This window comes from Gemmatimonas phototrophica (assembly GCF_000695095.2).
GTDB lineage: Bacteria > Gemmatimonadota > Gemmatimonadetes > Gemmatimonadales > Gemmatimonadaceae > Gemmatimonas > Gemmatimonas phototrophica.
Map to the genome: position 1 here is coordinate 3,526,326 of NZ_CP011454.1, position 24,734 is coordinate 3,551,059.

The 24,734-nt window shown below is 65.4% G+C and carries 28 protein-coding genes and 1 pseudogene; 10 read left to right on the plus strand and 19 right to left on the minus strand.

The annotated features are described in order from the left end of the window. Nucleotides 1-9 precede the first annotated feature (9 nt). The 3 genes and pseudogenes from GEMMAAP_RS21260 to GEMMAAP_RS14890 form a co-directional block, all read right to left on the minus strand. Nucleotides 10-1,247: pseudogene (locus GEMMAAP_RS21260) on the minus strand (MBL fold metallo-hydrolase). 18 nt (nt 1,248-1,265) lie between these two features. Beyond that, the gene (locus GEMMAAP_RS14885) at nt 1,266-2,414 is read right to left on the minus strand and encodes a DUF2911 domain-containing protein (protein WP_053333687.1); all 1,149 of its coding nucleotides are present in this window, start codon (nt 2,412-2,414) and stop codon (nt 1,266-1,268) included. After that, nucleotides 2,411-2,722, minus strand: coding sequence for a hypothetical protein (locus tag GEMMAAP_RS14890; protein ID WP_026848563.1), 312 nt, complete (start codon nt 2,720-2,722; stop codon nt 2,411-2,413). The genes GEMMAAP_RS14885 and GEMMAAP_RS14890 overlap by 4 nt, the downstream gene beginning before the upstream one ends. A 23-nt stretch (nt 2,723-2,745) precedes the next feature. Between GEMMAAP_RS14890 and GEMMAAP_RS21175 the strand changes: the two genes are divergently transcribed. Together GEMMAAP_RS21175 and GEMMAAP_RS14900 are read left to right on the plus strand one after the other, a co-directional pair. Beyond that, nucleotides 2,746-3,162, plus strand: a complete 417-nt coding sequence (locus GEMMAAP_RS21175) for an HNH endonuclease (RefSeq protein WP_043579436.1) — start codon at nt 2,746-2,748, stop codon at nt 3,160-3,162. 219 nt (nt 3,163-3,381) lie between these two features. Then, nucleotides 3,382-4,224, plus strand: coding sequence for a zinc metalloprotease HtpX (locus tag GEMMAAP_RS14900; protein WP_026848562.1), 843 nt, complete (start codon nt 3,382-3,384; stop codon nt 4,222-4,224). Here the strand turns inward: GEMMAAP_RS14900 and GEMMAAP_RS14905 are convergent. From GEMMAAP_RS14905 to GEMMAAP_RS14915, 3 genes are all read right to left on the minus strand, one after another. Further along, nucleotides 4,221-4,571, minus strand: a complete 351-nt coding sequence (locus GEMMAAP_RS14905) for a (2Fe-2S) ferredoxin domain-containing protein (protein WP_043579434.1) — start codon at nt 4,569-4,571, stop codon at nt 4,221-4,223. The genes GEMMAAP_RS14900 and GEMMAAP_RS14905 overlap by 4 nt on opposite strands. Nucleotides 4,572-4,595: 24 nt before the next feature. Beyond that, the gene (locus GEMMAAP_RS14910; RefSeq protein ID WP_158514881.1) at nt 4,596-4,901 is read right to left on the minus strand and encodes a hypothetical protein; all 306 of its coding nucleotides are present in this window, start codon (nt 4,899-4,901) and stop codon (nt 4,596-4,598) included. 71 nt (nt 4,902-4,972) lie between these two features. Then, complete coding sequence (locus GEMMAAP_RS14915) at nt 4,973-6,085, minus strand: hypothetical protein (RefSeq protein ID WP_043579432.1); 1,113 nt, start codon at nt 6,083-6,085, stop codon at nt 4,973-4,975. Nucleotides 6,086-6,138: 53 nt separating this feature from the next. On the opposite strand from GEMMAAP_RS14915, the gene GEMMAAP_RS14920 reads away from it, so the two are divergent. After that, entirely contained in the window at nt 6,139-7,044 is a 906-nt protein-coding gene (locus tag GEMMAAP_RS14920) for a sulfurtransferase (RefSeq protein WP_053333686.1), read from the plus strand. Between the two features lie 10 nt (nt 7,045-7,054). Continuing rightward, nucleotides 7,055-7,525 carry an OsmC family protein gene (locus GEMMAAP_RS14925; RefSeq protein ID WP_053333685.1) on the plus strand — a complete coding sequence of 157 codons (471 nt, stop codon included), beginning with the start codon at nt 7,055-7,057 and terminating at the stop codon, nt 7,523-7,525. Nucleotides 7,526-7,528: 3 nt separating this feature from the next. Here GEMMAAP_RS14925 and GEMMAAP_RS14930 read toward each other — a convergent pair whose 3' ends face one another. The 8 genes from GEMMAAP_RS14930 to GEMMAAP_RS14965 form a co-directional block, all read right to left on the minus strand. Then, nucleotides 7,529-8,845 carry a M24 family metallopeptidase gene (locus GEMMAAP_RS14930; protein WP_026848558.1) on the minus strand — a complete coding sequence of 439 codons (1,317 nt, stop codon included), beginning with the start codon at nt 8,843-8,845 and terminating at the stop codon, nt 7,529-7,531. A 388-nt stretch (nt 8,846-9,233) separates the two neighbouring features. Beyond that, nucleotides 9,234-10,199, minus strand: coding sequence for an alpha/beta hydrolase family protein (locus GEMMAAP_RS14935; RefSeq protein ID WP_145979165.1), 966 nt, complete (start codon nt 10,197-10,199; stop codon nt 9,234-9,236). Between the two features lie 375 nt (nt 10,200-10,574). Next, the gene (locus GEMMAAP_RS14940; RefSeq protein ID WP_026848556.1) at nt 10,575-11,387 is read right to left on the minus strand and encodes a HEAT repeat domain-containing protein; all 813 of its coding nucleotides are present in this window, start codon (nt 11,385-11,387) and stop codon (nt 10,575-10,577) included. Then, nucleotides 11,384-13,231, minus strand: coding sequence for a HEAT repeat domain-containing protein (locus GEMMAAP_RS14945; protein ID WP_026848555.1), 1,848 nt, complete (start codon nt 13,229-13,231; stop codon nt 11,384-11,386). The genes GEMMAAP_RS14940 and GEMMAAP_RS14945 overlap by 4 nt, the downstream gene beginning before the upstream one ends. Next, entirely contained in the window at nt 13,231-13,971 is a 741-nt protein-coding gene (locus tag GEMMAAP_RS14950) for a hypothetical protein (RefSeq protein ID WP_026848554.1), read from the minus strand. Before GEMMAAP_RS14950 ends, GEMMAAP_RS14945 begins: the two co-directional genes overlap by 1 nt. Next, a complete protein-coding gene (locus GEMMAAP_RS14955; protein WP_053333684.1) occupies nt 13,968-14,582 on the minus strand; it encodes an RNA polymerase sigma factor in 615 nt (204 codons plus the stop codon). The genes GEMMAAP_RS14950 and GEMMAAP_RS14955 overlap by 4 nt, the downstream gene beginning before the upstream one ends. Nucleotides 14,583-14,974: 392 nt before the next feature. Further along, complete coding sequence (locus tag GEMMAAP_RS14960) at nt 14,975-15,658, minus strand: hypothetical protein (RefSeq protein ID WP_026848553.1); 684 nt, start codon at nt 15,656-15,658, stop codon at nt 14,975-14,977. A gap of 117 nt (nt 15,659-15,775) precedes the next feature. After that, nucleotides 15,776-16,171 (minus strand): MerC domain-containing protein, encoded by a 396-nt coding sequence (locus tag GEMMAAP_RS14965; RefSeq protein ID WP_053333683.1) that lies wholly within the window; start codon nt 16,169-16,171, stop codon nt 15,776-15,778. A gap of 219 nt (nt 16,172-16,390) precedes the next feature. Here GEMMAAP_RS14965 and GEMMAAP_RS14970 point away from each other — a divergent pair, with 219 nt between their 5' ends. Beyond that, a complete protein-coding gene (locus GEMMAAP_RS14970) occupies nt 16,391-16,636 on the plus strand; it encodes a type B 50S ribosomal protein L31 (RefSeq protein ID WP_043579833.1) in 246 nt (81 codons plus the stop codon). A gap of 131 nt (nt 16,637-16,767) precedes the next feature. Here GEMMAAP_RS14970 and GEMMAAP_RS14975 read toward each other — a convergent pair whose 3' ends face one another. From GEMMAAP_RS14975 to GEMMAAP_RS14995, 5 genes are all read right to left on the minus strand, one after another. Continuing rightward, nucleotides 16,768-17,622, minus strand: coding sequence for a CopD family protein (locus GEMMAAP_RS14975; RefSeq protein ID WP_026848551.1), 855 nt, complete (start codon nt 17,620-17,622; stop codon nt 16,768-16,770). Continuing rightward, nucleotides 17,623-18,021, minus strand: a complete 399-nt coding sequence (locus GEMMAAP_RS14980; protein ID WP_026848550.1) for a copper resistance CopC family protein — start codon at nt 18,019-18,021, stop codon at nt 17,623-17,625. A gap of 107 nt (nt 18,022-18,128) precedes the next feature. Further along, a complete protein-coding gene (locus GEMMAAP_RS14985; RefSeq protein WP_026848549.1) occupies nt 18,129-19,091 on the minus strand; it encodes a CobW family GTP-binding protein in 963 nt (320 codons plus the stop codon). A gap of 7 nt (nt 19,092-19,098) precedes the next feature. Then, complete coding sequence (locus tag GEMMAAP_RS14990; protein WP_026848548.1) at nt 19,099-20,958, minus strand: permease; 1,860 nt, start codon at nt 20,956-20,958, stop codon at nt 19,099-19,101. 51 nt (nt 20,959-21,009) lie between these two features. Beyond that, on the minus strand, nt 21,010-21,645 hold the full coding sequence (locus tag GEMMAAP_RS14995; RefSeq protein ID WP_043579430.1) for a phosphatase PAP2 family protein: 636 nt from the start codon (nt 21,643-21,645) through the stop codon (nt 21,010-21,012). A 101-nt stretch (nt 21,646-21,746) separates the two neighbouring features. On the opposite strand from GEMMAAP_RS14995, the gene GEMMAAP_RS15000 reads away from it, so the two are divergent. The 5 genes from GEMMAAP_RS15000 (at nt 21,747) to bioF (ending at nt 24,700) form a co-directional block, all read left to right on the plus strand. Then, entirely contained in the window at nt 21,747-22,118 is a 372-nt protein-coding gene (locus GEMMAAP_RS15000; protein ID WP_026848547.1) for a Fur family transcriptional regulator, read from the plus strand. A 68-nt stretch (nt 22,119-22,186) separates the two neighbouring features. Then, nucleotides 22,187-22,684 (plus strand): SCO family protein, encoded by a 498-nt coding sequence (locus GEMMAAP_RS15005; RefSeq protein WP_158514882.1) that lies wholly within the window; start codon nt 22,187-22,189, stop codon nt 22,682-22,684. Beyond that, nucleotides 22,681-23,151, plus strand: a complete 471-nt coding sequence (locus GEMMAAP_RS15010; protein WP_053333681.1) for a copper chaperone PCu(A)C — start codon at nt 22,681-22,683, stop codon at nt 23,149-23,151. Before GEMMAAP_RS15005 ends, GEMMAAP_RS15010 begins: the two co-directional genes overlap by 4 nt. Further along, the gene (locus GEMMAAP_RS15015; RefSeq protein ID WP_026848545.1) at nt 23,151-23,501 is read left to right on the plus strand and encodes a hypothetical protein; all 351 of its coding nucleotides are present in this window, start codon (nt 23,151-23,153) and stop codon (nt 23,499-23,501) included. The genes GEMMAAP_RS15010 and GEMMAAP_RS15015 overlap by 1 nt, the downstream gene beginning before the upstream one ends. Continuing rightward, nucleotides 23,498-24,700, plus strand: a complete 1,203-nt coding sequence (gene bioF, locus GEMMAAP_RS15020) for an 8-amino-7-oxononanoate synthase (protein WP_082821372.1) — start codon at nt 23,498-23,500, stop codon at nt 24,698-24,700. Before GEMMAAP_RS15015 ends, bioF begins: the two co-directional genes overlap by 4 nt. The last annotated feature ends 34 nt before the right edge of the window (nt 24,701-24,734 follow it).

Genomic DNA, 24,734 nt, shown 5'->3' on the forward strand with positions numbered 1-24,734 from the left:
CTTCCGCGATTAGCGAGTAGGCTGCGGATTGGCTCGACCGGTGAGCAACGCGCCCACGCCACTGGAATAGGCGGGGGCCTTCTCCACCGGTACCCACGGCGTCGTGGGCCACCAGCGTACCGGCGCGCCGACTGTGGCCGGTTCTACCATCTCGCCCGGGCGGGGCGAGGCCACGCGTACCCCGGCGCGCTGCGCGGCCACGAGCACCCGCTCCATGGGTTCGGTCCAGCCGTGCAGCGCGAGGTCAAACATGCCCCAGTGCACCGGGAGCATGACCGCTCCCCGCACAAGTTGATGGGCCAGCACCGCCTGCTCGGGCCCCAGATGCACATCGGCCCAGAGCGCGTCGTAGGCGCCGGCCTCGATCATCGTGAGGTCGAACGGGCCGATTTTCTCGCCAATGGCGGTGAATTGGTCGTGTAGCGCCGTGTCGCCGCTGTAGAACACCCGGTGTGCGGGGCCGGAAATGGCCCATCCAGCCCACAACGTGCGTCCGGCATCCCCAAGGCCACGTCCGGAAAATGACGCGCTGGCGTGGCCGTGACGGTGAGCCCCTGCACCACCGTGTTGCCCCACCAGTCGAGTTCGGTAATCTGGCCCGCGGCGACGCCCCACGACTCCAGGTGCGCCCCAACCCCCAGCGGCACCACCCACCGCACGCCGCGGGCAGCGAGCGCTTTGACGGTGGACACATCGAGGTGGTCGTAGTGATCGTGCGAAATGATCACGGCGTCCACTGCGGGCAACTCGGCCAGCGGCAACAGCGGCGCGTAGAACCGCTGCGGGCCCATGAACGAAAACGGCGACGCCCGTTCACCCCACACCGGGTCGATGAGCACGCGGCGGCCATCGATCTCCAGCAGCAACGTGGAGTGACCCAGCCACGTGACGCGCAACCCTGACGCCGGGGCGGTGGTGTAGTCGGCGGCGCGGCGCACTTGCACCGGCACCGGCGTGGCAGGCGAGCGGTAGTCCGACCCGCCAAAGGCGAACGCCGAAATCGCGCGCAGCAGCGGCCCATCCTGCCGCGCCAGCACATTGCGAAACTGTCCGTCGCGCCATTGCGGGGACTGGGCAATGCGAGCCTGCCGTACTCCACTGGGCACCTCGCCCAGTGCCGGGCGTGCCAGCAGCCAGAGTGAGGTTGCAGCAGTGGCGAGCAGCGCCGCCAGGACGGCGACAGCGATGGCGATGCTCCGGATCAGACGGCGCGATCGTGGACGGTTTACGGCGGCGGCACGACGCATCAGAAGTGATGCGGTCAGTTACGGCGTCGCCACCGACATCGCAAAGGGCGCCGACAGTTTCGATTCACCCCACGACAGCTCAATGGCGCCGTGCGTTGCATCGATCGTGCGCACCGTAAAGGTGAGTTCCTCGGTGTGCCCCGCTGCCGCGGTGAATTGCACCGGCACGCGCCCCACGTCTTTCGCCGCCGAGTACTCCGTGCCCCATTGGCCGGTCTGCCTGTTCACAATGAGCACGGCGCCGGTGCGCGTGTGCTGCACGTATAGCGTGTAGCTGCCGGCAGGAAGCGTCAACGAACCGAGCGTGATCGTGCGCGACGTGAACAGGTGAGTGGCCTCGTTCGCGCCGGCGCGCCAGATGCTGTCGTACGGAACGAGCGACCCGCCCCACACCGTGCGGCCGCGCACTGAGGGACGGCCGTAGTCCACGAGCACCAGCCCGCCACGCGCGAATGCGCCGCGGGCGACATCGCGGCCGGAGAGCCCGCCCGTGGGCTTGAACGTGCGCGCAAGCGCATCAAGGTCCAGGGTCTTCGTCGAACGTTTGGCCACGACCTTGTTGGCCGCCAGTGAGCCGTCCACTACCTGCAGGCGGTCGTTGCTATCGAAACGCATCACCATGGCCGCCGCAGCACCGCGCAGACGGAGCGAGTCGCCGGCCATTGTCGAGAACCCGGTAAACCCGAGGTTTCCGTTGGGACCGAGCGCGGGCAGTGAGTCAGTGGACACACCGGCACGGCGCAATGCCGCGGTCACCTCGCTTGGCCCATGGACAAGCGGAAGGAAGGTGATCATTGCCTGACGCGCCGCATACGCACGACGCACGGTGCTGTCGGCAAAAACCAATTCCCGCACGACGGAGTCAGGGGTGACCGTGAAGCGCGTTTCACGCGCTATGCCGGGTATGGGCGAGCCGTTCGCATCGGTCACCTTAAGCGTGGCGTTTTCCGGTCGTCCGCTCTTGTTCACCGCGAGCGCGTATCGGAACCGCATGACCGAAGTCGGCATGCGGTACACCGTTTCTCCGGTGACCCCGGAAGCGGTCCGGGTGTACTGCTCGACAGCAAGGGTATCCGTGCCGAGCCGGTAGACGAACGACGCGGGCTGCGCAGTGAGCGTCGGCGCAGCGAACAGCGCGAACAACGTCAGCCGCGCCGCCCAGCTCATTTCTTCTCCATCGCATCCCGGACGTCGAGCAGGATCTCGAAGTACAGCTGCTCGCGGCGGTACGAAAAGTCGAGCGCGGCCATCTGCGCCGGATCGCCGGTTTCCTTGGCGCGATCGAACGCTTCGCGGTACATCTCTTCGAGGTTGGTCAGGATCCGTTCACGGCTACGCGACATACGAAGGGCCTCGAGGGCTTTGAAGGTCAGGCGGGGCACGACATCATCCCGGGTCTCGACACTTTCTTCCGTATCGAAGAACTTCGTCAGCCGCTCGAGTACAAGGCGGCGTCCGCGATCGGGAAGGTTCACAGGAGACAGGGAAGGACGACGGTGTGAAGCGCCAGGAGATTTTTGCCCGCGACGGGTACCGCTGTGCCTACTGCGGTCTCGTGCACGAACCCGATGCCCTGAGCGTAGACCACGTGCAACCCCGGATGCGGGGCGGCGATGGGTCTCCCGGCAACCTAGTAACGGCGTGCAGGGGCTGCAACACGATCAAGGGGGGTCGCCCGCTGGCCGCCTTCCTGGCCGAGGAGCCGGAGCGCCGCCGGAACTTCTTTGCCCTGGCGCGGTATGTATGGCCACGGCATTTGAAAGCGGTGGCGGAGGAGCTCGCGCGCCGGGGTGTGATAGACGCCCCAACGGAGCTCGTGGAGGGGATCCGGGGGCTGCGCAGCTCCGAGGCCATCGCTAAATTGCTGCAGCAGCAAGAAGGGCAACAAGACAACTCAGACTCCGAAGGGGAGTAGCCACGCGGGCGGTCCGGAAACGGCCACCGTTCGTGCGGCCGGATCGTCAAGACTGTCGCGGCAACGCGGCACGGTCCGGTCGGGTGATGTTCCATCAGGCGAGACCTTCACACGGTGACCCGCAGCCCGCTCAGCAGGCTGCGGCAAGCGCCGTGCGATGGCTCGTCTTTTTTGTGTCGTACCCCAGCACACTCAGCAGACTACGAGAGATAGAACGCGATGAACAACATCAAGGTGTTTGTGCTCATGGCCGGCCTCACGGGGCTGGTGATGGCCATTGGGCAGTGGCTTGGCGGCGGCACCGGCGCCATCATGGGGCTCCTCATGGCCGCCGGCATGAACCTGTTCATGTACTGGGGCTCTTCCAGCATGGTGCTGCGGTCGTACGGCGCCAAGGTGGTGTCCGCCCAGGACGCCCCCGACCTGTACGCCATGGTGGACCGTCTGCGTCAGCGGGCCGGGCTGCCCATGCCCGTGGTGGCCATTGCGCCGCACGATCAGCCCAACGCGTTTGCCACCGGCCGTAACCCGGAGAACTCGGTGGTGTGCGTGACCGAGGGGCTCATGCGCATGATGAACCGCGAGGAGTTGGAGGGGGTCATTGCCCACGAGCTCGCGCACATCAAGAACCGCGACATGCTGCTGCAAACCATCGCCGCCACGATGGCCGGCGCCATTGGCAACATCGCCCAGTTCGCGATGTTCTTTGGCGGCGGCGATGACGAGGACAGCGTGAACCCGGTGGCAGCCATTGCCATCATGATCATCGGCCCCATCATCGGCATGATGATTCAGTTCGCCATCAGCCGGCAGCGCGAGTTCAAGGCCGATGCGGTGGGCGCGGAAATCAGCGGCCGTCCGTTGGCGCTGGCCAGTGCGCTGGGGCGCCTGGAAATGAGTGCACGCCGCATTCCCATGCAGGTGTCACCCAGCTCAGCGTCGCTGGCCATTGTGAATCCGCTGGCCGCCTTCAGCATGCGGGGCGTGAGCAAGTGGTTCAGCACGCACCCGCCTACTGAAGAGCGTGTGGCCGCGCTGCAGCAGCTGGCGACACAAGGCTAATCGGTTGACGGAAAGTCAGTAGGCGCGGGAGCGCCGAGTCGGTGGAAGACATGTTCTTCCACCACTCGGCCTTCCTTGAGGTGTTCGACCACAATGCGCTCCATCAATTCGACCGTGACGCCGTGATACCACACCCCCTCCGGGTAGACGGCCACAATGGTGCCGCCCGAACAAACGCCGAGGCAGGGCGCTTCACTGCGCTTCACGCGGGTGGGGCCGAAGAGCAGGCCATGGCGCTGCAGCAACGAGGCCAGCTTGGCGTAGACGGCTCGTCCGCCTCGATTTTCCGTGCAAAAGCCCCCCGTGCACACGAGCACGTGTCGGGAGTACGGCTCCATCTCCGGCATACCAGCCACCCTGCAACTCCTTCGCTACTCGGACGTGGGCGGTTTTGGCGGCCGACCGGCCGCATTCTGCGCCGCCCGCTCGCGCATCAGGAGATAGATGCCGCGCATGGCGAACATCGTTCCCATGAGCGACACCGCGATGCCGCGATTCCCCATGTGCTGGAGCCAGCGAGCCGCCGCCGAGCTCATGAGGAACCCGCCCCCGGCGTACACCAGCCCCTTGAGCTGGGTGCTGTTCCATTTGCCTGAACGGGAGTGCAGCCATGCCGAACCCAGAAGCCAGGCCCCGCCCGTTCCTACCACGGCCGATGCAACGGTGTCGCGGTCCAAGTCCATTGTGCGCCCGGAGGAGGAGGCCTGCGAAGACGGGAAATATGGCGTGACCGGTCCCGGCGCGCCCGTCAGGCGGTGCGTTTGATCAGCGCCAGCACCAACTCCACGACAATGAGCCCCACAATCGCGATTTCCAGCGTTTCGCTACGCGCCGCCTGTGCCTCCCCGTTGAGCATGGCGTAGGTGTCGCGAAGGATGGCCAGCTTGCGATCAATACCGGCGCGCCACGCCTTGCCTCGAAAGAGCTCGAGCGCCGCCGAATACACGCGGGCCAAATACACGTCGTCCGTGACTTTGAGGGCGTTCTCCACCCGCTCCACCAGCTCGGTGGAATCGGCGACCTGTCCCTGCAACCGCTGCAGCAGGGCGGCAAACCGGCGACCGGGAAATACGGCGTGGCGGGCGCGCGCCACTTCGATGTCGTCGTACAACTTTGGCAGCTCGGCATCGAGCAGCGCGTCGTAGTAACGCAGTTCCAGCAGCTGCGCGTTGGCAAACTCCAGAATGTATTGCAGGTCGGTGTCGTGTTCCCCCGGCTCCACCACCAGAGCGTTTTCCCAGGTAAGCAACGCCAGGTCGTCGCCGTAGTAGCTGAAACGATGTGGCAGCAATTCCTTACGCGCTTCGGCGCTGAGCGGTCGCGTTTCGTTGAGCAGCAGGGGCACCACATCCAACTCGGCCAACTGCTCGGCATTCAAAGCGGTCCCGTCGTCCGACGTACAGCGCGACACGCGAAACACCGTGTAGTCTTCATGCACGGCGGCAATAGCCGGACGTTCCACCGCGGGGGCAATGCGCTCCGTGAGCAGCCGCAGGTGGTGGCTGGTAATGGCGGAAATGCCGGGGTGGTGTTCGAGACGCTGGCCGAACTCGGTAAAGGCCTCCCACGTGCACGGGCTGGGGGCGCGGATCTTTACGCGCAGCGAAATCACCCCAAAGTCGAAGATGCGGGCCGAGAGTTCGACTTCGTGGGGCTGCTCCTCGATCAGCAGCGATTCGGCGCCGAGCAGCACCGTGACCGGCGGATTGGAGATCTGCAGCGCCTGCCCTTCGCCGCGCACCGGGCGCACCCGTTCCGGACCGCTGGTGGAGAGCAGATCGAGGGCACGGTCGAGACTGATGGCGTAGCCGACGTCGAAAAGTCGATAGGCGATGGCGGAGCCGGTGTGGACCTGTGGCATACCTGAAACTACCGCCCAATTGCATTCGTGGCCGCACGCCTTAGCGTTGAGATATGACACCAGTTGCCATTCTGCCGGGACTCCCGGACCCGACCATCGTAGCCAAGGGCTACGCCCATCCCGAGCGCCTCGTTAGCACCGACTGGGTGGCGGCCAATCTGAACACCCCATCAGTTCGGTTACTTGAGTGCAACGAAGACGTGCTGCTGTACGACGTGGAGCACATTCCCGGCGCGCAGAAACTCGACTGGCACATTGACCTCAACGATCAGGTGGAGCGCGATTACCTCGACCGCGCCGGCTTTGAGGCATTGCTGCGCCGATTGGGCGTCGATGACACGACGACGGTGGTGTTCTACGGGGACAAGAACAACTGGTGGGCCACCTATGCGTTCTGGGTGTTTCAGCTGTTCGGGTTCGACAACGCCGTGGTGCTCGATGGCGGCCGGGCCAAGTGGCTGGCCGAAGCGCGAGTGACCACGGACGTTCGACCGTCGTATGCCCCCTCGGCGTATGTGGCGCGCGAGCGCGATGATTCGCTCATCCGGGCGTATCTGGCGGATACCCGGGCGCACATGGAGGCCGGGCTGCCCATGGTGGATGTGCGGTCGCCGCAGGAGTACACGGGTGAAAAGCTGCACATGCCCGATTATCCGCAGGAAGGCACGTTACGCGGCGGTCATATTCCCGGGGCGCGCAGCATGCCCTGGGCCAAGGCCGCCGAGGCCGACGGGTCGTTCAAGAGCGCCGAGGCGCTGCGAGGGTTATATCAGGGTGAGCTGGGGCTGTCCGCGTCGGATACCGTTGTGACGTACTGCCGGATTGGTGAGCGCTCAAGCCATACGTGGTTTGTCCTCACGTATCTGCTGGGATTCACCAACGTGCGCAACTACGACGGTTCGTGGACGGAGTGGGGGAACGCGGTGCGGGCGCCTATACGCAGGGGAGAGCAGCCATGAGGGCCTCAACATGAGCAACGAATCACTGAAGGACACGTCGTTCACCATGCCGGTGCAGGGCAAGCCCCCGGCCAAGGTGCAGGTGACATGGGACGGTGACCATCGCTTTGATGGTCGCCGCGCGAGCGGTGGGCCGAGTATTCGCATGGACGCGAGTGGCGTAACGGGCCCGTCACCGGTGGACACGTTGCTCAGCGCACTGGCCGGCTGCACCGGCGTCGATGTCGTCGACATCCTGGCCAAGCGTCGCACGCCGATCTCCGCGCTCAGCGTGGATGTCGAAGGCGAGCGCTTTGCCGGCGTGCCGGGGCGCCTGACCAAGGTGCATTTGGCGTATCGCATTGTCGGCGCCGACGTGGAGCGTGTGCACGCCGAGCGGGCGATTGAGCTGGCGGTGACGAAGTACTGCTCGGTGCGCGACAGTCTCGATCCGAACTTGCCGGTGACGTGGAGTTTGGAGTTGAATGGGGCTGCGGTTTAACCGCTACTTGATCAACCAAATCCGCTGATTCGTGGGGTAGAGCCACTCTACTCCACGGTCGGTCACGAGGGCGTCGTCTTCGAGGGGAATACGCACCTTGGCACCGCCCCAGTCGGGGTTGGGGGTCCACGCAAACAGTTCAATCGAAAACGGATTGAACGGCTTGATGTTGAAGGTCATCTGCCGCGGGTTGAACCAGGCGATACTGGGGCCGCTGCCGTGGCCACGATCGCCCACGCTGTGGCAGCCGATGTTCACCTCGACCTTGTCGTCGGTACCGACTTCGTTGAAGGTGCCCTGCATGCGGAATCCACCCTTGGTGATCTCCGCACGGAGCTGCTCCACCATGGCGCCCGCTGTTGGACCGGGCTTGATGGTGCGGTGAATGATCTCGCGTACCTTCAGCGCGTTATCAAACGCGGTCTGAATGCCCTTGGGCGCGGCGGTCTCACCGGGCTTGAGCACGTAGGCCATACGCTTCACATCGGTCCACGTGTTCAGATAGCCCACACCCCAGTCAATTATGAGCAGGTCGCCGCGCTGAATGATGCGGCCATTGCTGGTCGCCTCAATGCCCTTGGGGCCGGTGATATACACACTCGGCATATCGAAGCTCGAGCCCAGCCCGCGCTGCTGCAGCTGGTCCATCATCCACCACGCCACATCTTCCAGCGTGGTCACGCCTGGCGTGATGACTTCGTTGCTGAGCGCACGTTCGGCGATGCGCCGTGAGAGCTCACCGGCCTCGCCGAGTGCCACCACCTGCGAGATGGGGAACCCCGAGCGATAGTCGCTCACCACCTTTTCGCTGCTCACCAGACGTGACGCGAGATCGGGGCCAATCTCTTTCACGAGGCGATCGTATGATGTTTTGGACAACCCGTCGGCGGCGCCCACCTCTTCCGACATGTTGATGGCAATGCGCTTGGGATTGCGCTCGGTGATGAACGCCTTGAGGTTGGCCAGCGCCAACACCCGGTCGTACACCTTGCACCCTTCCAGCATGCCACCACTGGCACCAATCGCAATGCGCTCAATGCGGTCACCACCACGATCGGTGAAGATGTAGTAGCCCACACTCCCCACGTAGCCGCGCCCGAAGTCTTCGTACATCGGGTCGAACTGATTCTCCTTCTGCATCGTGATCCACATATCCACGCCGTTGTCGCGCAGGGCGCCAGGCAGGATCTTGTCGAACTTGTCACGACGAATCTGACAGAGCCGTTCCCACCGGACCTTGGCGGGCTCCGCGGCGGCCTGAGCGTGGACGAGCACTGGGGCGCAGAGCGCGGCAAAGACGAGGGCAAGTGAGGGTCGCATGCTCGGGAAGATGCCTGTGGACCCGCCCGGCGCAAGGACCCTCTAACTGCGGCGAGAGGGGCGGGACGGAGAGGTCTGAGGTCGGACTTTCGAGGTGCGATGGATATCGAGTGTGAGAGGCCAGATAAAAGCGAGCTGAGAAGTCCGAGTGCTGGCGTCTGCTCGTATGTGCCCCTCACGGGCCTTGGGTAACCACGGGGACGGCCGCTGTTCCAGCGGCGTCCGTGGGGGGCACATTCGTGCGGAGGCCACTACTCGCAGCTCTCACTGTCGTCGTTATCTCGACCCTCTCACATTCGATATCCATCGCACCTCGATAGTCCGACCTCGGACCTCCCCGTCCCATTTCTGAGAGCGGTCGTCTCACTTCTGGCGCGAGACTATGGCATCAGTTGGCGATGCTGCCCTGCGCCATGCGGTCGAGCACGGAGCTGACGAGTGCCCGCACTACTTCGGGGCGATTGGGTTGCACGTGTGGGCCCGCCATCCACACCATCGACTTGGGCTGTTCCGCCGCGGCGTACAGCGCGTCAACGGCCGTCCGCGGCAATCGCTCATCGTTGGCGGCATTGATCATCGCAAACGGGCGTGGGGCAATACGGGCCACCCACTTTTCCGGTGTGAGGTAATGCCCGCCCACAATAACGTCGGCGAGCGTACCAGCCAGCGGCGCGAAGACCGCCGGCATGGATTCGCGCGCATTGTGCGCGAGGAGCTCTCTCGTTCGACCGGCACCATGCACACTCCACACATGCGTGATGCGCCTATCCAGCGCCGCGGCGACCGTCATGAACGGAGTGCCCAGGCTTGCCCCAACGCCATGCACTTCGCGCGTATCTACCCACGGTTGCGTCAGCAGCCAATCCAGCGCCAGCTGAATGGCCGGGGGCGTGTCATGGATAGCCTGACGAATATCTGGCGCCCACTTGAAGATCTCGAGGCCCTTCATGCGATGCGGGCCGGTATAGGGGTACGACATGGCCACCACCACACGCCCGCGCGTATCGGGAATGAGCCGCGCTGCATCGCGCCCGGTGGCGTGCCCGCCGAGTATCAGCACCAACGGCGACGCCCCTTCGGCCAGAGGGCGCTTGATGAGCATAGGGACCGTGATGCCGCTGCTCGACGTGACGGTCACCGCCTCAATGAGGTGCCCCTCCTCCACCGACGCGCTGTCGCGCTCCACGCGAGCCACGGTGCCCCGTCGCTGCTGGAACGCACCGGTTGGATCATCAAAGCGCAGAGCCAATCCGAACCCGCCCATGCCAGCCGCGCAGACGAGGGCCAGCCCGGTCGCCCCACGCCCCCACGGTCCCAATTTCCCCGCCATTTGCTCTCCTTGGAACACAGACACCGGCAATACGCACGGACCGACAAGAAGTTCCTTGAAGGTAGATGGAAGAGGGCGTGACGGCGGGGTGCCGAAGTGAGACGAAGGTGTCTGAAGTCGGACTATCGAAATGTGATGGATATCGAGTGTGAGAGTGTCGAGATAACTACGACGATGAGAGGTGCGAGTGCTGGCCTCCGCACGAATGTGCCCCACACGGACGCCGCTGGAACAGCGGCCGTCCCCGTGGTTACCCAAGGCCCGTGGGGGGCACATACGAGCAGACGCCAGCACTCGGACTTCTCAATTCGCTTTAGTCGGGCCTCTCACACTCGATATCCATCGCACCTCGATAGTCCGACCTCGAACCTCGGCCTCTCACATCTGAGGGCGGCCGTCTCAGTCTCGCTGTCCGAGTCGCCGCTCAAGCCAGGCGATTGCGGCGGGCTCTCGAGTTTGCGCCAGCGCCGTTACGGCGGTCCGGCGCAGTTCCCGGTCGGGGAGTGTTTCGGCCAGCTTCTGCAGTGCCGGCACGGCTTCGTCTTTGGGCCGACGGGCAATGGCCATGATGGCAGCGCGCCGCACGTCGCGGTCGCCGGCCTCGTACGCAATGGAGTCGAGCGAGGCGGCAACCCGTTCGCCGACGAGTTCGCCCAGCCAGTGTACCGCGTTGCTGCGCACCTCCTGCGAGCGGGAGTCGTCGCGCGCGATTCTGAGTACCGCAGCGCCGGCATCGATGGAATCGCCCACCGTGGCAGCCTGCAGCGCACTCCGCGCCACCTTGTCCGATCCATGCTCGGCAACCGACAGCAGCCAGCCCCCGGCCTCACGGGCCGACAGGGCGCCAAGGTCGGTCACGCCGGTGTCGGCGCGCCACTTGCCGCCCACATACAACCGGATGGCTTTGGTGTCCCCCTCTTCGCGCTGTACCACTACCCGCACCGGACCGCGATCGCAGGTGGTTTCCACCTCACGGTTGGCCACGGCCCCGCTCCACATGCCGTTGAAGGTGCCGCTGCGCCCATCGCGACTGCGATACCAGTTGGCGCCGTTGCCGCACACGCCTTCACCCGCGGCGTACGTAAAGCGCACGGTGCCGGTGCGCACCGCATTCACGCGCGCCTCAATGCCTTGCGCTTCTAGCCCCTGGGCACCCCACAGGGTGGCGCTCACCACGAGGGTGAGCGCCGAGCGTTGGAGCGTGGGGATCATTTGTTGATGATGTCCTGGAGCAGCGCGATGGCGCGCGGATCCTTGGTGCGGGAGAGGTAGCTCACCGCGCTGCGACGCAGCTCCGCATTCTTCTCGTTCTTCGCGACATCGAGCAGCTTGTCGATGCCGGCGTTGTCGCGCAGGGAGACGAGGGATGAGAGGGCCTGACGGCGCAGCTCCCCTTCGTCCACCTTGTCATAGATCTGCGAGAGCGAGGCCGCGATGATGGCGCCATTGGGCCGACCCGCCGCATCGGCTGAGGCACTGCTGCCGGCCGCTGGTGCCATGACCGTAACGCCGGCACTATTCCGTGTTTGCGCCACGACCCGCGGGGCCCAGTTGCTGAAGCCTCCGCCGGACGCGATGTAGGAGATGGCCGTGCGCCGAATTTCCAGCGTTTCCCGTCCATCAAGTGCAATACTCTGCAGCATCGCGCGTGAGTCATCGGAACGGGTCGCCACCACCGCACGCAGTACCTGCTGCTTGAACGGCACGCTGTTGGCTTTGCCGTACAGATCCTTCAGGAACGGCAGGCGATCAGATCCTGAAGTCGAGCGACTGACATACCACATCAGCGCTTCGCCACGCAATTCGTCCGACGTGCGACTGTCCATCGTGATTTCACGCAGGGTCGCCACCGCCCGCTCCGACCTGGAGCGCGACAGCGCGTACACGGCGCGTTTGCGCAACTCGAGGTCACTCCCGTCCTTAGCCAGATCGATGAGCATATCCACCGCTTCATCGGTGGGCACGTTGGCCAACCAGAACACCGCCTGTTCGCGTACTTCCTTGTCAGGATCGTTCTTGGCCGCCTGCACCAGCAGCGAGGCCGCTTCCGGCTGCTTCTGGCGCGCCACCATCCACACCGCGGTGCGACGCAGCGCCTGGGTGCAGGGCTCGCGACGGGCCAGCACCTTTTTTAGGATGGGCATGGCCTGCTCAGGCGCCATCTGCGAGAGCGCGTTCAACGCTTCAATGCGTTCGTCCTCTTCGGCGCGGGGGCAGCCGTCGTCGGCCGCCCGCTGGGCCCGACCGGCAATGGTGGTGGCCATCTGTTCATCACCGCGACGGGCCAGCATGCCACTGATGCGCGCGCTGAGAGCGGCGGCATCACCACGCGTCGCGGCACGAGGATAATCGCGCTGCTGCAGGCCAAGCGCGTCCTGCGCTAAACGCAGGTTGGTCTCACCACCCTGTCGCTGCAGCGCGAACGCTTCCCAGTAGGGCGCGTCGGACGCGTAGCTGCTTTTCGGATACTTCTGCCGAATTTCCTTGAAGAGTTCAGCGGCTCGGCTGTAGCTGTTGCCGGAGAGCGCCTTGCGCGCATCGCGGTACAACGAGTCGGCGGGATCCTGTGCATCCCACGGCGCCGGGGCTTCCGTGCGATAGCCACTGCGCCATGACGCCGAGCGCCCGTCGCCCGCCAGACTGGCCAGCGCTTGTCCGCGCGCGGCCAGTTCGACCATGTCCGTGGTGTTGAGCGCCGCCAGCTCGCGGGCCAGTTCCGCCGACGCCGCCCTCATGACGTCTCCACTCATGGTCATCGCCACATCGGCCCGCGCCAACTCGCCCGCCTGCATGGCGGCCATGGGGGCCAGAGCGCGAGCCATCTCCACGCCTGCCCGGGCCATTTCGAGACTTGCCCGGGACATGTCGAGCTGGTCGAGCCCAAACGCCATTGGCGCGGTGGCGGGCGCGGGTGCCGCTGGCGCAGGCGGGGCCGCCGGTGCGGGCGCTGGGACAGGCACCGGGCGTGGCGCGCGTGGCGGCTGCGCCGACAACGCAGAGCCAACCAGCCAGGGCAGAACCAGTGCGAGGGTGCGATTCACCTGTTGCATGGACATCAGTCTCCTCCGTAAATGGCGCCGTCGGCAGCAGACGAAGCCGTGACCAACGCGTTCACGCGCGTCAGCAGATTGGTTTCGCGCAAGGTTTCGCGCGGGGCGTTTTGTGTTTCCGGTGCGGTGGAGCGCGCCTGGATGACCTGCAACAACACCAGCTCAAGGTCCTGCAACAGCCGACGCGTGCGTTCATCGCGCAGCTGCGGTTGATCGAGTAACAGGCGGGTCGTGGTAAGCAGCTCTTTGGCCAACGGGCCCAGTGCGGCTTCGCCCCGACCAGCGGGGGAATCGTCGCGCACCGACGTAAGCAGCGTCACGGTGCGTACGAGATGTTCCTGCATCGCGACGCGCGCCGGGTCGGTGTTGAACATCGCCAACGCTTCTCCTGCCCGCGCCGCGCTATCGGCCGCCGCAGTAGCAGAGGGCACCGCCGATGGCACGACATAGCGTCCGATACCAACACCCGCGACCAGCACAGCAGCCGCCGCAGCGATCTGTCGCGTATACCGCGAGAAACCCGGGCGACGCGATGCCGTAACCGCTGCCGGCACGACGATAGCGGTCTCGGCTTCTTCCCGACGCGCCCGTTGAATGCGTGCCCACATCATGTCGCGCGGCACCTCGACGGTCTCGTCAAGTTCGTCGGCGGCGTTGCGGACGAGCGCAAGCATCCACGGATCGAGCGGCGCATGGGGCACGCCGTCGTCCTCGTTGTGTGGGGGCTGATTGGTGGGGCTGGTCATGCGGACTCCTTGCCGAGGCACAACGCGTTGGTTGGCGCAAACGCCGCCAACGCATTGCGCAACTTCTCGCGGGCTCTGAAGAGTTGTGACTTGCTGGTGCCAATGGCGCACCCCAGGGCGTCGCTGATCTCTTCGTGGGTAAATCCTTCCACGTCGTGCATCACGAACACGCGGCGTGTGCCTTCGGGGAGCGCGGCTATCGCGGCCTTGAGACGAGTCTTGAGGTCGGGATCACTGTGCTCGGCACCGTTGGTGGCCACGGTGGTGGCCTCTTCGAGCGGCGCGGCAAACGCTTCACGGCGTTTGTGGGTGCGCAGTCCGTTGAGGGTGACCGACACGGCGATGGCGTGGAGCCAGCTCCCCAGCGCCGCGTCGCCGCGGAACTGGTCGAGCCGATTGAACGCCCGCAGAAAGGTGTCCTGCGTCCATTCCTGGGCGAGCTCCGGGCGTCCGCACATCCGGTGGATGAGGCGATAGATCCGGTCCACGTGACGCTCATAGAACTGCCGTTCCGCCGCAGGATCGCGGGCCCGGAGCCGGGCCAGCAGTTCTGCGTCAGTCGGCGGTGCCTCGAGGGTCACCGCGCCGTCGTCGTGTCGGTGCGCATGCATGTGCGGGCTAAAGACAGCGTGGACCCGCAAAAAGGTTGCATGGGGCCCTCCTCAGATCGCGGAGGGGAGAGGTGAGACGGGAGACCGGCGAGGCGGGACGCAGACGGTGAGAGCGTTGCGAGCCCCGAGGTGCGATGGATATCGAATGTGAGCGGCCAGACAACGACGACAATGAGAAGTGCGAGTGCTGGCGTCTGCTGGTAACTGCGGGGGGCACGGCCGCTTGTCAGCGGCGTGCGGCTCGTGGCTGGGGGCGGGCGGGGGCCCGGACGGGCGAGCATCTGGCAGGGGCGATGCCGGCGCCGTCAGGCGCGCGGCCGCCCCGAAGTGGCTCGACCGTCTGGGCCCCCGCCCGCCCACAACCCCGCTACGCAGCAAGCAACGGAGCGGGTCTACCGCACCGCGTCCGACACCTTTTGGCCTTGCGGGACCACGAGGGGCTGGGCCGGGCCGGCGCCGAGTGCCTTGCCGGGCTCGCTCATGACGCGCGTGAGGAATCGCTGCCCTTCGCCAATGCGCTCTACCTCAATGGCCATGCTTTCGATGGACTGTCCCATCTGCTCCAGTCGGTCGGTGACCTCGCGCGGAATGGGCGCGATGACCGTGGCGCCGCGCTTCCAGATGCGCCGGGCGTAGGCAATGGCGATGGGGGCTAGCACAAAAATTGTGAAGACGATCGGGACGGCAAAGATTTCGTCGGGTGGCCCGGACCGGGGCGGCGGCGGCGGCTCCTCCACGACAGCACCCGGCACCGAGGCCGCCTTCGATACCGCCAGATCAGCCTGATCGATCTGCTTTTCGAGCGACGAAATCCGGGCGTCCGTTTCCTTGAGGCGGGCGGCCAGACCGTCGCGGTCGGGAGCCGTGATGTCCTCCGCTTTCAGCCACCGGGCGATTTCGTTGCGCTGATCCTGCACCCGCTCCAACTGATCTCGCAGCACGTCACGCTGGGCTTCCATGCCCTTGAGGACCGCCGTGGGAGACGCGCCCTCGAGCGCCTTCAGCGCCTCGCCCGAGACGGGGAATTCACTGACCGTCGTGGGGGGAGAGGGCGGCGACGGGGGCGTGGGTTGCATGAGACGGACGGGGCTTTGGGAAAAACAGGCGAGTTACCGGATGGCCGACAGCCATCATTCCTGAACCCGTACGTTCAGCCGCAGCGTCGGTTTCGGCAACCGCCGCCCCACGCAGACTCAAGCCAGCAGCAACCGCGCGTTCTTCCAGTGAGCGCGGACCACACAAAACGCCCCGGCCACGACGGCGAGCACTTCGAGGGCCGGCGAGGGGGCGAGCGGACGGACAACGAGCAGCAGCACCATGCCGCCGGCGAACCAGGCCGCGGGCTGCCACGACCTATGGCGCCGTACGGCGTGCCCCAGACTGACCAGCCCCAGTACCAGTGCCACGGTGAGGAAAGCACCCTCCACCCACCCGGCGGCCAGTCCGGCGGCGCCCATGGCGCTAAGCGCCCCCATGAGCAGCGCCGTGGCCGCACAGTGGATGGCGCACAGCGTACTGGTGGCCATGCCGAGGCGATCGAGCCAGGGCATGGTGAGCGCGGAGCGTTCCGGGGCGACAGGGCTGCACATATCGATATGATAGTTGATTCTCATAAATTATCAAGCATCAGGCCGGCCAGGAACGTGGAAGCCCTTGAACCGTCCCTCTGATTTGACCAGATATAGAGGCTCTCGTTGAAGAGCAACGCCGAGTTCGGCGACTCCCCCCAAGGCTCCGGCCTGTGGGTGGGATCCCATTTATGAACGCGTTCACCGCCGGCAATGGTGGCGCAAGCTGCTGGAGTAACGATGGCTCAGGAAGGCATTCATCCGCCGTACCACCCCGTTGTCTTCAAGGACGCGTCCACTGGTGCCCTGGTGTTGACGCGCTCGACGATGACGAGCGAGCAGAAGATCACGCTCGACGACGGCAACACGTATCCGCTGGTCCTGCTCGAAATTACGAGCGACTCGCACCCGTTCTACACGGGCACGCAGCGCCTTATCGACACGCAGGGTCGCGTCGACAAGTTCAAGAAGCGCTACGGCCGCTAAGGCGGCACCGAAGGAGAGGCCGCCACGGCGGCTACTCATCACTCAAAACCCGAACTCACGACCCGGAACTGATCAGTTCTGGGTTCTGAGTTCGGGTTTTGAGTTTTTGGTATCTCGAGCTACCCCCCCAGCTACTCCCCGGGCGGCTCCGCTCCCGTGAGTACTGCCGTGATGGCCAGTACCGCCGCAGCTACGCACAACTCCACACCGATAATGCGATTGACGGGGACCGAGCCGCGCTGAATACGGCGACGCTGCGAGAACCCGATGGATAGCACCACGGTCACCAGGATTCCCTTCACCAGCAACAGCCTGCCGTAGTCGCTGGCGACAATGTCCGCTGGCGATACGCCCAGCAACAGGCGCGCCCCGCTGCCCATCCCCGTCAGCACACTCACTGGCGCCATGACTCCGGCGGTCCGGCTTACCGTGCGCCACGCCGCGTCGCGCAGCGCAAAACCGGGCACACGCGTGAGCAGCAACGTCCCCAGCAGCCCGCCAATCCAGGCCCCGGTGGCGGCAACATGCATGGCATCAAGCAGTCGCGCGCCAATGGGCCACTGTTCGTCGGCGGCCGCGTGCCCCAACCCACCCATGGCCACCGCCACGCCCAGGGACGCCATGAGCAAGAGCATCGACGACGACCGTCCGGTAGGCAGCACCAGCGCCACCGACGCCAACACGCTGGCCATCGTAAGCTGGGTCCACCCATGTCCCCAGGCGGTTTCGCGCAGCAACATGGGGAGATCGGCACGAGTCATTTCCAACGCGCCCATCTGCAACGTGAGCAACAGCAGCGGCGCACTCACCAGCAACAACGCGGCGAGGCGTGCCGCGAATCGCGGTGCGCCAACATCGTGTACGCTGCGCGCTCCCGCCTTCCACTCCGGGTCGAGGAAGGTGATGGTGCCACGGCCGACCGCGACCAGTGCGCCAACATAGAGCAGCACACGGGCAAGTGCGGGCCACGCCACCCACTCAGCCACTCAGGGCGCCGTCTTGACGGTGAATCCGAAGGTGCCACTCACCACGTGGCCATCCTTCGACATCGTCTTCCACGACACCGCATACCGCCCGGCCGGCAACGCCTGAGCAAACCGTGCCTCAATAGGCGCGTCGGCGGACGCCCCGCGTGTCGGCTTGGCCGTTGGTACGACGACCGCCGACGCGTTGGTCACCGTGACCTTGGTGGCGGGCAGGTCGGCCTTTTCCGTGAGCCACAACCGCACCGCGTCGGGCGACGAGGTGAGCACCGTATCCTTGGCGGGGAACGACTTCTTGAGCTTGAGGTGCGGCAACGACGTTGCCGACGATCCCGCCGACAACGCGACAACGGGAAGAGCAGCCGCCACGACGGCGACAAGGACTGAACGGAAGGGGGACATGTTCCGGGTCGTGTAGGAAACGCAGCGGCAACAGGGTACGTCAAGCGACGAGCAGCCTGTTCCCAATCTAATAGCCGGCGTTTCAGCGGGCCCGACTATCGCCGACTTCAGCTGGCCGATGCCAACCCCGTCACAAGCTCCTGCAACAGGTCTATCGGCATCCCTACGCCAATGAACAGCGCCGTCGGCTGGGCGTCGGCGTGGGGCCAGCTCTTGTCCAGCCGCACGCCGCGGCGCCCCGGCACACGATGCCACACGAACATGGGGCCTGGCTCGTTGGTGAAGCGCACCAGCCCTTTGGCTCGCACGACAGATTCCGGCAACCCGTCAACAAACCGTTCAAAGGCGGCGCGATCGACAAGCGCCGGCAGAGGAAGCGACGCACTCCCGAATGGATGTTCATGCTTCCGGCGAACTTCTCCCTCGCCCAGTGGCGCTGGAGCCGCAAAGCGCAATCCGTGCCGACCTCCGCGCGTGGCATCGTCCTGTGCCTCGTGGGCAAGGTCGCTGAGCAGCGTAGCATAGCCCGCGGCATCCACGCGCGCGGCGCGCGGGTTTGTCTCGCGCAACGACGCCTCCACCTCGGCGCGCCTGGCCTCGCTCAGCTTGTGGGTCCAGTTTAGGAACAGCTGGGTGGCCGTACTCACCTGTGCCCGCTCCAGCGCGTTGTGCCACCACCGCTTCTGCCAGCGGGCCGCATCAACGACGGTCAACTGCAGCGGGAGGGTAAAGTGGGCCAGCCTGCCGTCGGTGGTGAGATGCCCCAGCAACTCGTCGGTTTCGGTGGCGCCATTGGCCTCAATGAGCATCACGCTGCCGGGATCGGGCGGCACATCATACAGCGTTTGCAGGAGCTCGCGCAGTGAACCGCAGCAGATGCATTCGCCGTTGAGCGGCGTGACCAGCGCATCCAGTTCCCCAAGACGGGCGGCGTCAATGCGTGCGTTCTGAAAGTCATTCAGGATGATGCGCACCCGCGTGCCACGCGCAGCCAACTCCGGAATGATGTCCGTGAGGAAACGGGTCTTCCCGGCCCCCAAAAATCCGGCCATGAGCACGAGTGGCATCATGCGAAGGTCATCCTTCAGACAGCTTCAGCTCGGACAAAAATCCGCGGATGCCCAAGCGAATTACCGACGCGGCGTATAGCAGCGCCACCGTCAGCACCGCGACCAGCTGCCACGGTGTGCCGGTGGCATCGGTGGCCAGCGCCGGTTGCGACTGCGGCAACGTTGGGAGCAGCAGATTGACCAGCAGTCCAAGCGCCACTGCCGTGGCAATCATGACCGCACTGAACACCCACGCAAACCGCTTGCCGTGCATGCGCGTGAGAATGCCAATGGTTGCCACGTTGGTGGCCGGCCCCGTGAGCAGCAGCGCCAGCCCTGCGCCAGGGCTCACACCCGCAGCCACCAACACCGCCACCAATGGCGTGGATGCCGACGCGCAGATGTAGAGGGGGAGCCCAATCGCCGCAAACACCAGCACATCAAGTCCCGCCGGCAGGGTGGTAATCCACGAGCCCTCCAAGATCGGAGAGGCAATGGCCGCCACCAGCAGCCCCACGAGAATCCACGGTGCGGTGTGGTCAACCATATCGCCAAATCCCGAACGCAGCGCCTGCTGCCACTTGTCGCTCGCCGAAAGAGGCACCGGCGGCGCGTCGCCGAGCAACGGGAGGGCGCGACGTACCCGTTTGATCATCCCGCCCATGATTAGCGCCACCACCATGGCGGCCACGGCCGCCGCCACCACGCGTACAATGGCGAACTTCGTGCCGAGCAACGGCACCGAAAGCAGAATGGCATCTAGACCCAACTCCGGCGTGGCAATGAGAAACGCCACGGCCGCCGTGGTGGACGCGCCTTGCTGCACCAATTGCTGGTACAGCGGCACAACGCCACAGGAACAGATTGGCAGCGGTAATCCCACGGCCATGCCAGCCAATCCCTGCCGCAATCGCGAGCCACGGCTCATCCACGCCAACGATCCGGCCGGTAGCCATGCATGAACCACGCCCGCGGTGAGGTACGCCAGCAGCACGGCGGGAGCGCTATCCAGACACAGGGACCAGAACGTCTGCCAGGTATCGACCAACGAGATGCCGCCGTCAACGGGCGGGCGACTGAGGTGCAGCACCACCAGTAACGCCACACCGGCCAACGCTCCCACGCCGTTCATCCACCGGTACGTCGCGTCCGACTGGGCCGCACCGTGCGTGTGAGCGTGATGCGCTTCGTGCGCATGATCATGGGCATGATCATGAGCATGATCATGCGCACGCACATGCTCACCACCCTGCACATGCGGGTGTCCCGGTTCGTGCGGCTGCGCCGGATCGTGGTCGTGCGCCGGGTGCGCAATGACGTGCAGCAACGACCCACCCACCAGCGCTTCAAACAACACGGCCGCGCGTTCGGGGAGCAGGGCAAAAATGGCCGGCTCTGCCAGATACCCCACCACTGTCATGGCCGCCATCAAGGCCAACACCAGCCAGGGCACGGCGCGCGCGCGATCGCTCAACACCCACCACACCATGAGGCTCACGGGCAACTGATGCAGGACCACGCCGTACCCCAGCAGCCCTGCGCTCCCCGCCGCCGATTGCGCCAACGCGCTGCCGTCGAGCGCCGAATGAATGGCCACGCCCAACATGGCCAGGACCATCACCACGAAGTGTGTCTGACGTACGCCGTAGTGGAGCAACCGCTCCGCAATCGATGGCAAGGCAAATCCAGCAACCATGACCAGCAGCGCCACCACATCGGAGTGCGCGAGGGCGTGCGGAATAACCTCCAGCAGCACCAGCCCGCCGATGCTCACCAGCACGAAGCCGTCGATGAACGTGAGCAACGCCGGCCGCGCGCGTGACAACCGCGCGAACAATGGCCCCGAGCCAAGTAGGCCGAGGCTCGAGAACAGCAGCACATGGGTCATACGGCCGAACGCAGCAACATCAATGAAAATTGATTATCATTATGTGGAAATTCAAGGGCCCGCGGGCTCGGCGTCCGGACGCACCAGTCTGCTCCCGAGGGCGGCTACCACCGCCCACCCCACACACGCCGCCACGACGGTATCGCTCAGGTAGTGCGCCGAGGCCATAACCCGCGTGAGTCCGCACCCTGCTGCCAGGCCATAGAACACCCAGCGGGCCCGGGGGAACAGCCGCGCCAGGGCAAACGCCCCCGCCCACGCCACCAGCGCATGCGAACTCGGCAGCCCCATCCCGCGGTTGGACCAGGGAGCTTCGGCGAACGACCGGAACGCATACCCGAACGTCTCGGCGTCGGGGCGCAGTCGCCGGAACACCAGCTTCAGAATCTCCGCCGCCAGTCCCCCAAGGGCCGGCGACAGGACGAGGAAGGTCGTCCGGGCCCGTCGCGCCCCGTCATCCCGCTGGTGCAGCCAATACGCCAGTGCGAAGAGCAGCCACGTGGGGAGGAACCCCATGGAGCGCAGCAACCGCCCCCAATCCTTCTCGTACACCGTGGGGAGTCGCAACAGGCGCCAGGCCGTTTCGTCGAGCAGATGGGCAGCCACAATCGCCACCGTGCTGACCAGTAGCCAGCGGGCCCATGGCCGTGCGGTTGCCGGCGGCTCCGAAAAGGTCTCTGATGCCATGCCGGCAAATCAATCAGGAGAGGAAGGGGCACGCCACCCGCGCATCGACCCGCGCCCCCTCCCCAATGCCACCAGCCATGTCCCTATGCCATATTTGGTTCATGGAACGCAACACCCGTCAGCGCGACGCCATTCGTCAGGTTTTCGAAGAACAGCCCCGCCCCCTCGGCCCCACCGAGGTGCTTGAGTATGGGCGCGGACACGTGTCCAAGCTTGGCATCGCCACGGTGTACCGCACGATCAATTCGCTGGTAGACAGCGGCTGGCTGGTGCCGGTGGAATTGCCCGGTGAGCCACCGCGTTACGAGAAATCCGGTTCGGCGCACCACCACCACTTCCGGTGCCGGCAGTGCAGCCGGGTCTTCGAGATCCATGGCTGCCCGGGCGACCTGCGTGATCTTGCGCCCAAGGGCTTCATGCTGGAGTCGCACGAAGTGGTGCTGTACGGGCTGTGCAACACGTGCGCGGCGTAGCGGCTCGCGCCGCGCTCCTTTCCGGTCTCCTGTTCGCCGCCTGCGATTCGCGGCCAACGTTTGAGGGGATGGCAATGGATCCGCCGCGCGACATGCCGAGCGTGACATTCCGGTTGCCCGACAGCACCGCGCTGACGCTCGGACCGGAACCCGGGCGGCCGCTGGTACTCTTTTTTGGGTACACGCACTGTCCGGACGTCTGTCCCACCACGCTCGCCGACTGGAAGCGGGTCAAGGCGAAGCTTGGTGCGCGCGCGGCCGCCGTGCGGTTTGTCTTCGTGAGCGTAGACCCGGAGCGGGACACGCCGGCGGTCGCGCAGCGCTACGCCCGGCAATACGACACCAGCTTCATCGGGCTCTCGGGTGATGCGCCAACCACTGCGCGACTCATGGAAGCGTACGGTGTGGCGTCGGCGAAAGAAGAGGGGACTGCCGCCAGCGGGTATCTGGTCAGTCATTCGTCTCAAGTGTTTCTCGTGAACGACGCTGGACAGCTGGTGGCGTTGTATCCCTTTGGCACGCGGTGGGAGGCCCTCGCCGCAGATCTCTCGCACCTGCTCAAATGATGCCCTTCAAGCCGCGTCATCACTCGCGTCGTCTCGCACACGCCTGCTTCCTGGCGGCGCTGGTCGCTCCCGTCATGAGCGCCTGCGCCACCGCCGAGCCACCGCCGTCGGGGCGCATTGTCACGTCGGCGTGGGCACGTCCCGCCGATTCGGGTGCCACCGGTGGCGCCTATCTCACCATTCTGAACGCGGATTCGGTGGCCGTGGAACTGGTGTCGGCGTCCAGTCCTGTGGCCGTGGCCACCGAAGTGCACGAAACCATGGAGCATGACGGCATGTCGCACATGATGCCGCGCACCACGGTCCCCATTGCCCCGCGCGACTCCATGGTGATGAAGCCTGGTGGCCTGCACCTCATGCTGATGCAGCTCACGCGGGCGCTGGTCGTCAACGATACGATCCCGATGACGCTGCGGTTCTCCCGTGGGGATTCCGTCATGGTCCGGATTCCCGTGGTGTCGCCATAATGACGTTGAAACAGGTGGGCACGTTGTCCGGCCTTCTGCTCACGGTCGCGGCGGTGGTGTGGTACACGTGGCCACGTCCCGACACGCTTATTCGCGTCCAGCGGGGCGGAACCGCGGTAGTGACCAACATGTTTGGGCAGGACACGCCGTTGCCTGACACCATTTTTGTTGGCGGCCGTGGCCCCAAGCGCAAGATTCGCGTGGTCAACGAAGACACCATGCAGCATCGGCTCGCCATGTTCACCATTCCGGCCGGTGAACAGACGGAGTATACGGTGCCGCCAGGCACCTTTGGCGGCATGTGCTCGGCGCACCCCAACAATGGCCAGCTGACGTTCGTGATTCGATGACGTATCCACCGGGGTTGATCCCGCCTTCCACGATGAACGCCGCGCTCGACGAAGAGTTGCGCGGGCTGGAGGCGGCTGGACTGAAGCGATCGCTGCGGCAGGTACAGCAGCGACGCGCCGGCACGGTGTTGCTGAACGGGGAACGGGTCGCCGATTTTGCGTCGAACGACTACCTCGGTCTGGCCAGTGATCCGCGCGTGGCGCGCGCGGCGCATGCGGTCTTGCAGGCCGAAGGCACTGGAGCCGGGGCCGCCCGACTGATCTCGGGGAATCATCCGATTCACGAAGCGCTCGAGCACACGCTGGCCCGACTCAAGGGGTGTGACTACACCTTGCACTTCCCCTCGGGGTACATGGTGAACGTGGGAGCCATTCCCGCGCTCGCCGATCGTGGCGATGTGATCTATTCCGACGAACTCAATCACGCGTCGCTCATTGACGGCTGCCGGTTGTCACGTGCCACTGTGCGGGTGTTTCCGCACAATGATCTGGACGCGCTGGATCGCATGCTGACGGCGGAACGCAGCCAGTTTCGACGCGCCATGATCGTGGTGGAAGGGGTGTTCTCCATGGACGGCGACACCTGTCCTCTCGATCGGCTGGTACCGCTGGCGCGCCGGCATCAGGCGTGGAGCTACGTGGATGATGCCCACGGCACGGGCGTGATGGGCGCCACCGGGGCCGGCAGTCTCGAACACTTTGGTGTATCGGGACAGGTGGATATTGTGGTGGGAACGCTGGGCAAGGCGCTGGGCACCTCGGGCGCGTACGTGGGCGGTTCCAAGGAACTCGTGGAGTTTCTGGTGAGCCGTGCGCGGTCGTTCATTTTTACCACCGGATCACCGCCGGCCCTCGCGGCGGCGACGCTCGAAGCGTTGCGCATTGCGCAGGTGGAAGGGTGGCGGCGTGAGGCGGTACGCGAGCGATCGCGACGGGTGCGCAGCCGATTGATTGCGGGCGGCATCGACGTTACCGGCCCGGAAGATGGGCACATCATTCCGGTCATCATTGGCGATCCCTTGCGCACCATGGCGGTGGTGGCCGACCTGCGTCGTCGCGGGTTTCTGGTGGGAGGCGTTCGTCCCCCCACCGTGCCGGCCGGCACGTCACGCCTGCGCCTCTCCATGTCGGCCGTCCATCCCGTGGAACTGGTGGACGCCCTGGCCGCCACGCTCCTCGACGCGCTCAAACGGGTGTGAACATCCGACGTTGTGCATTTCCGTTCGCCCAATC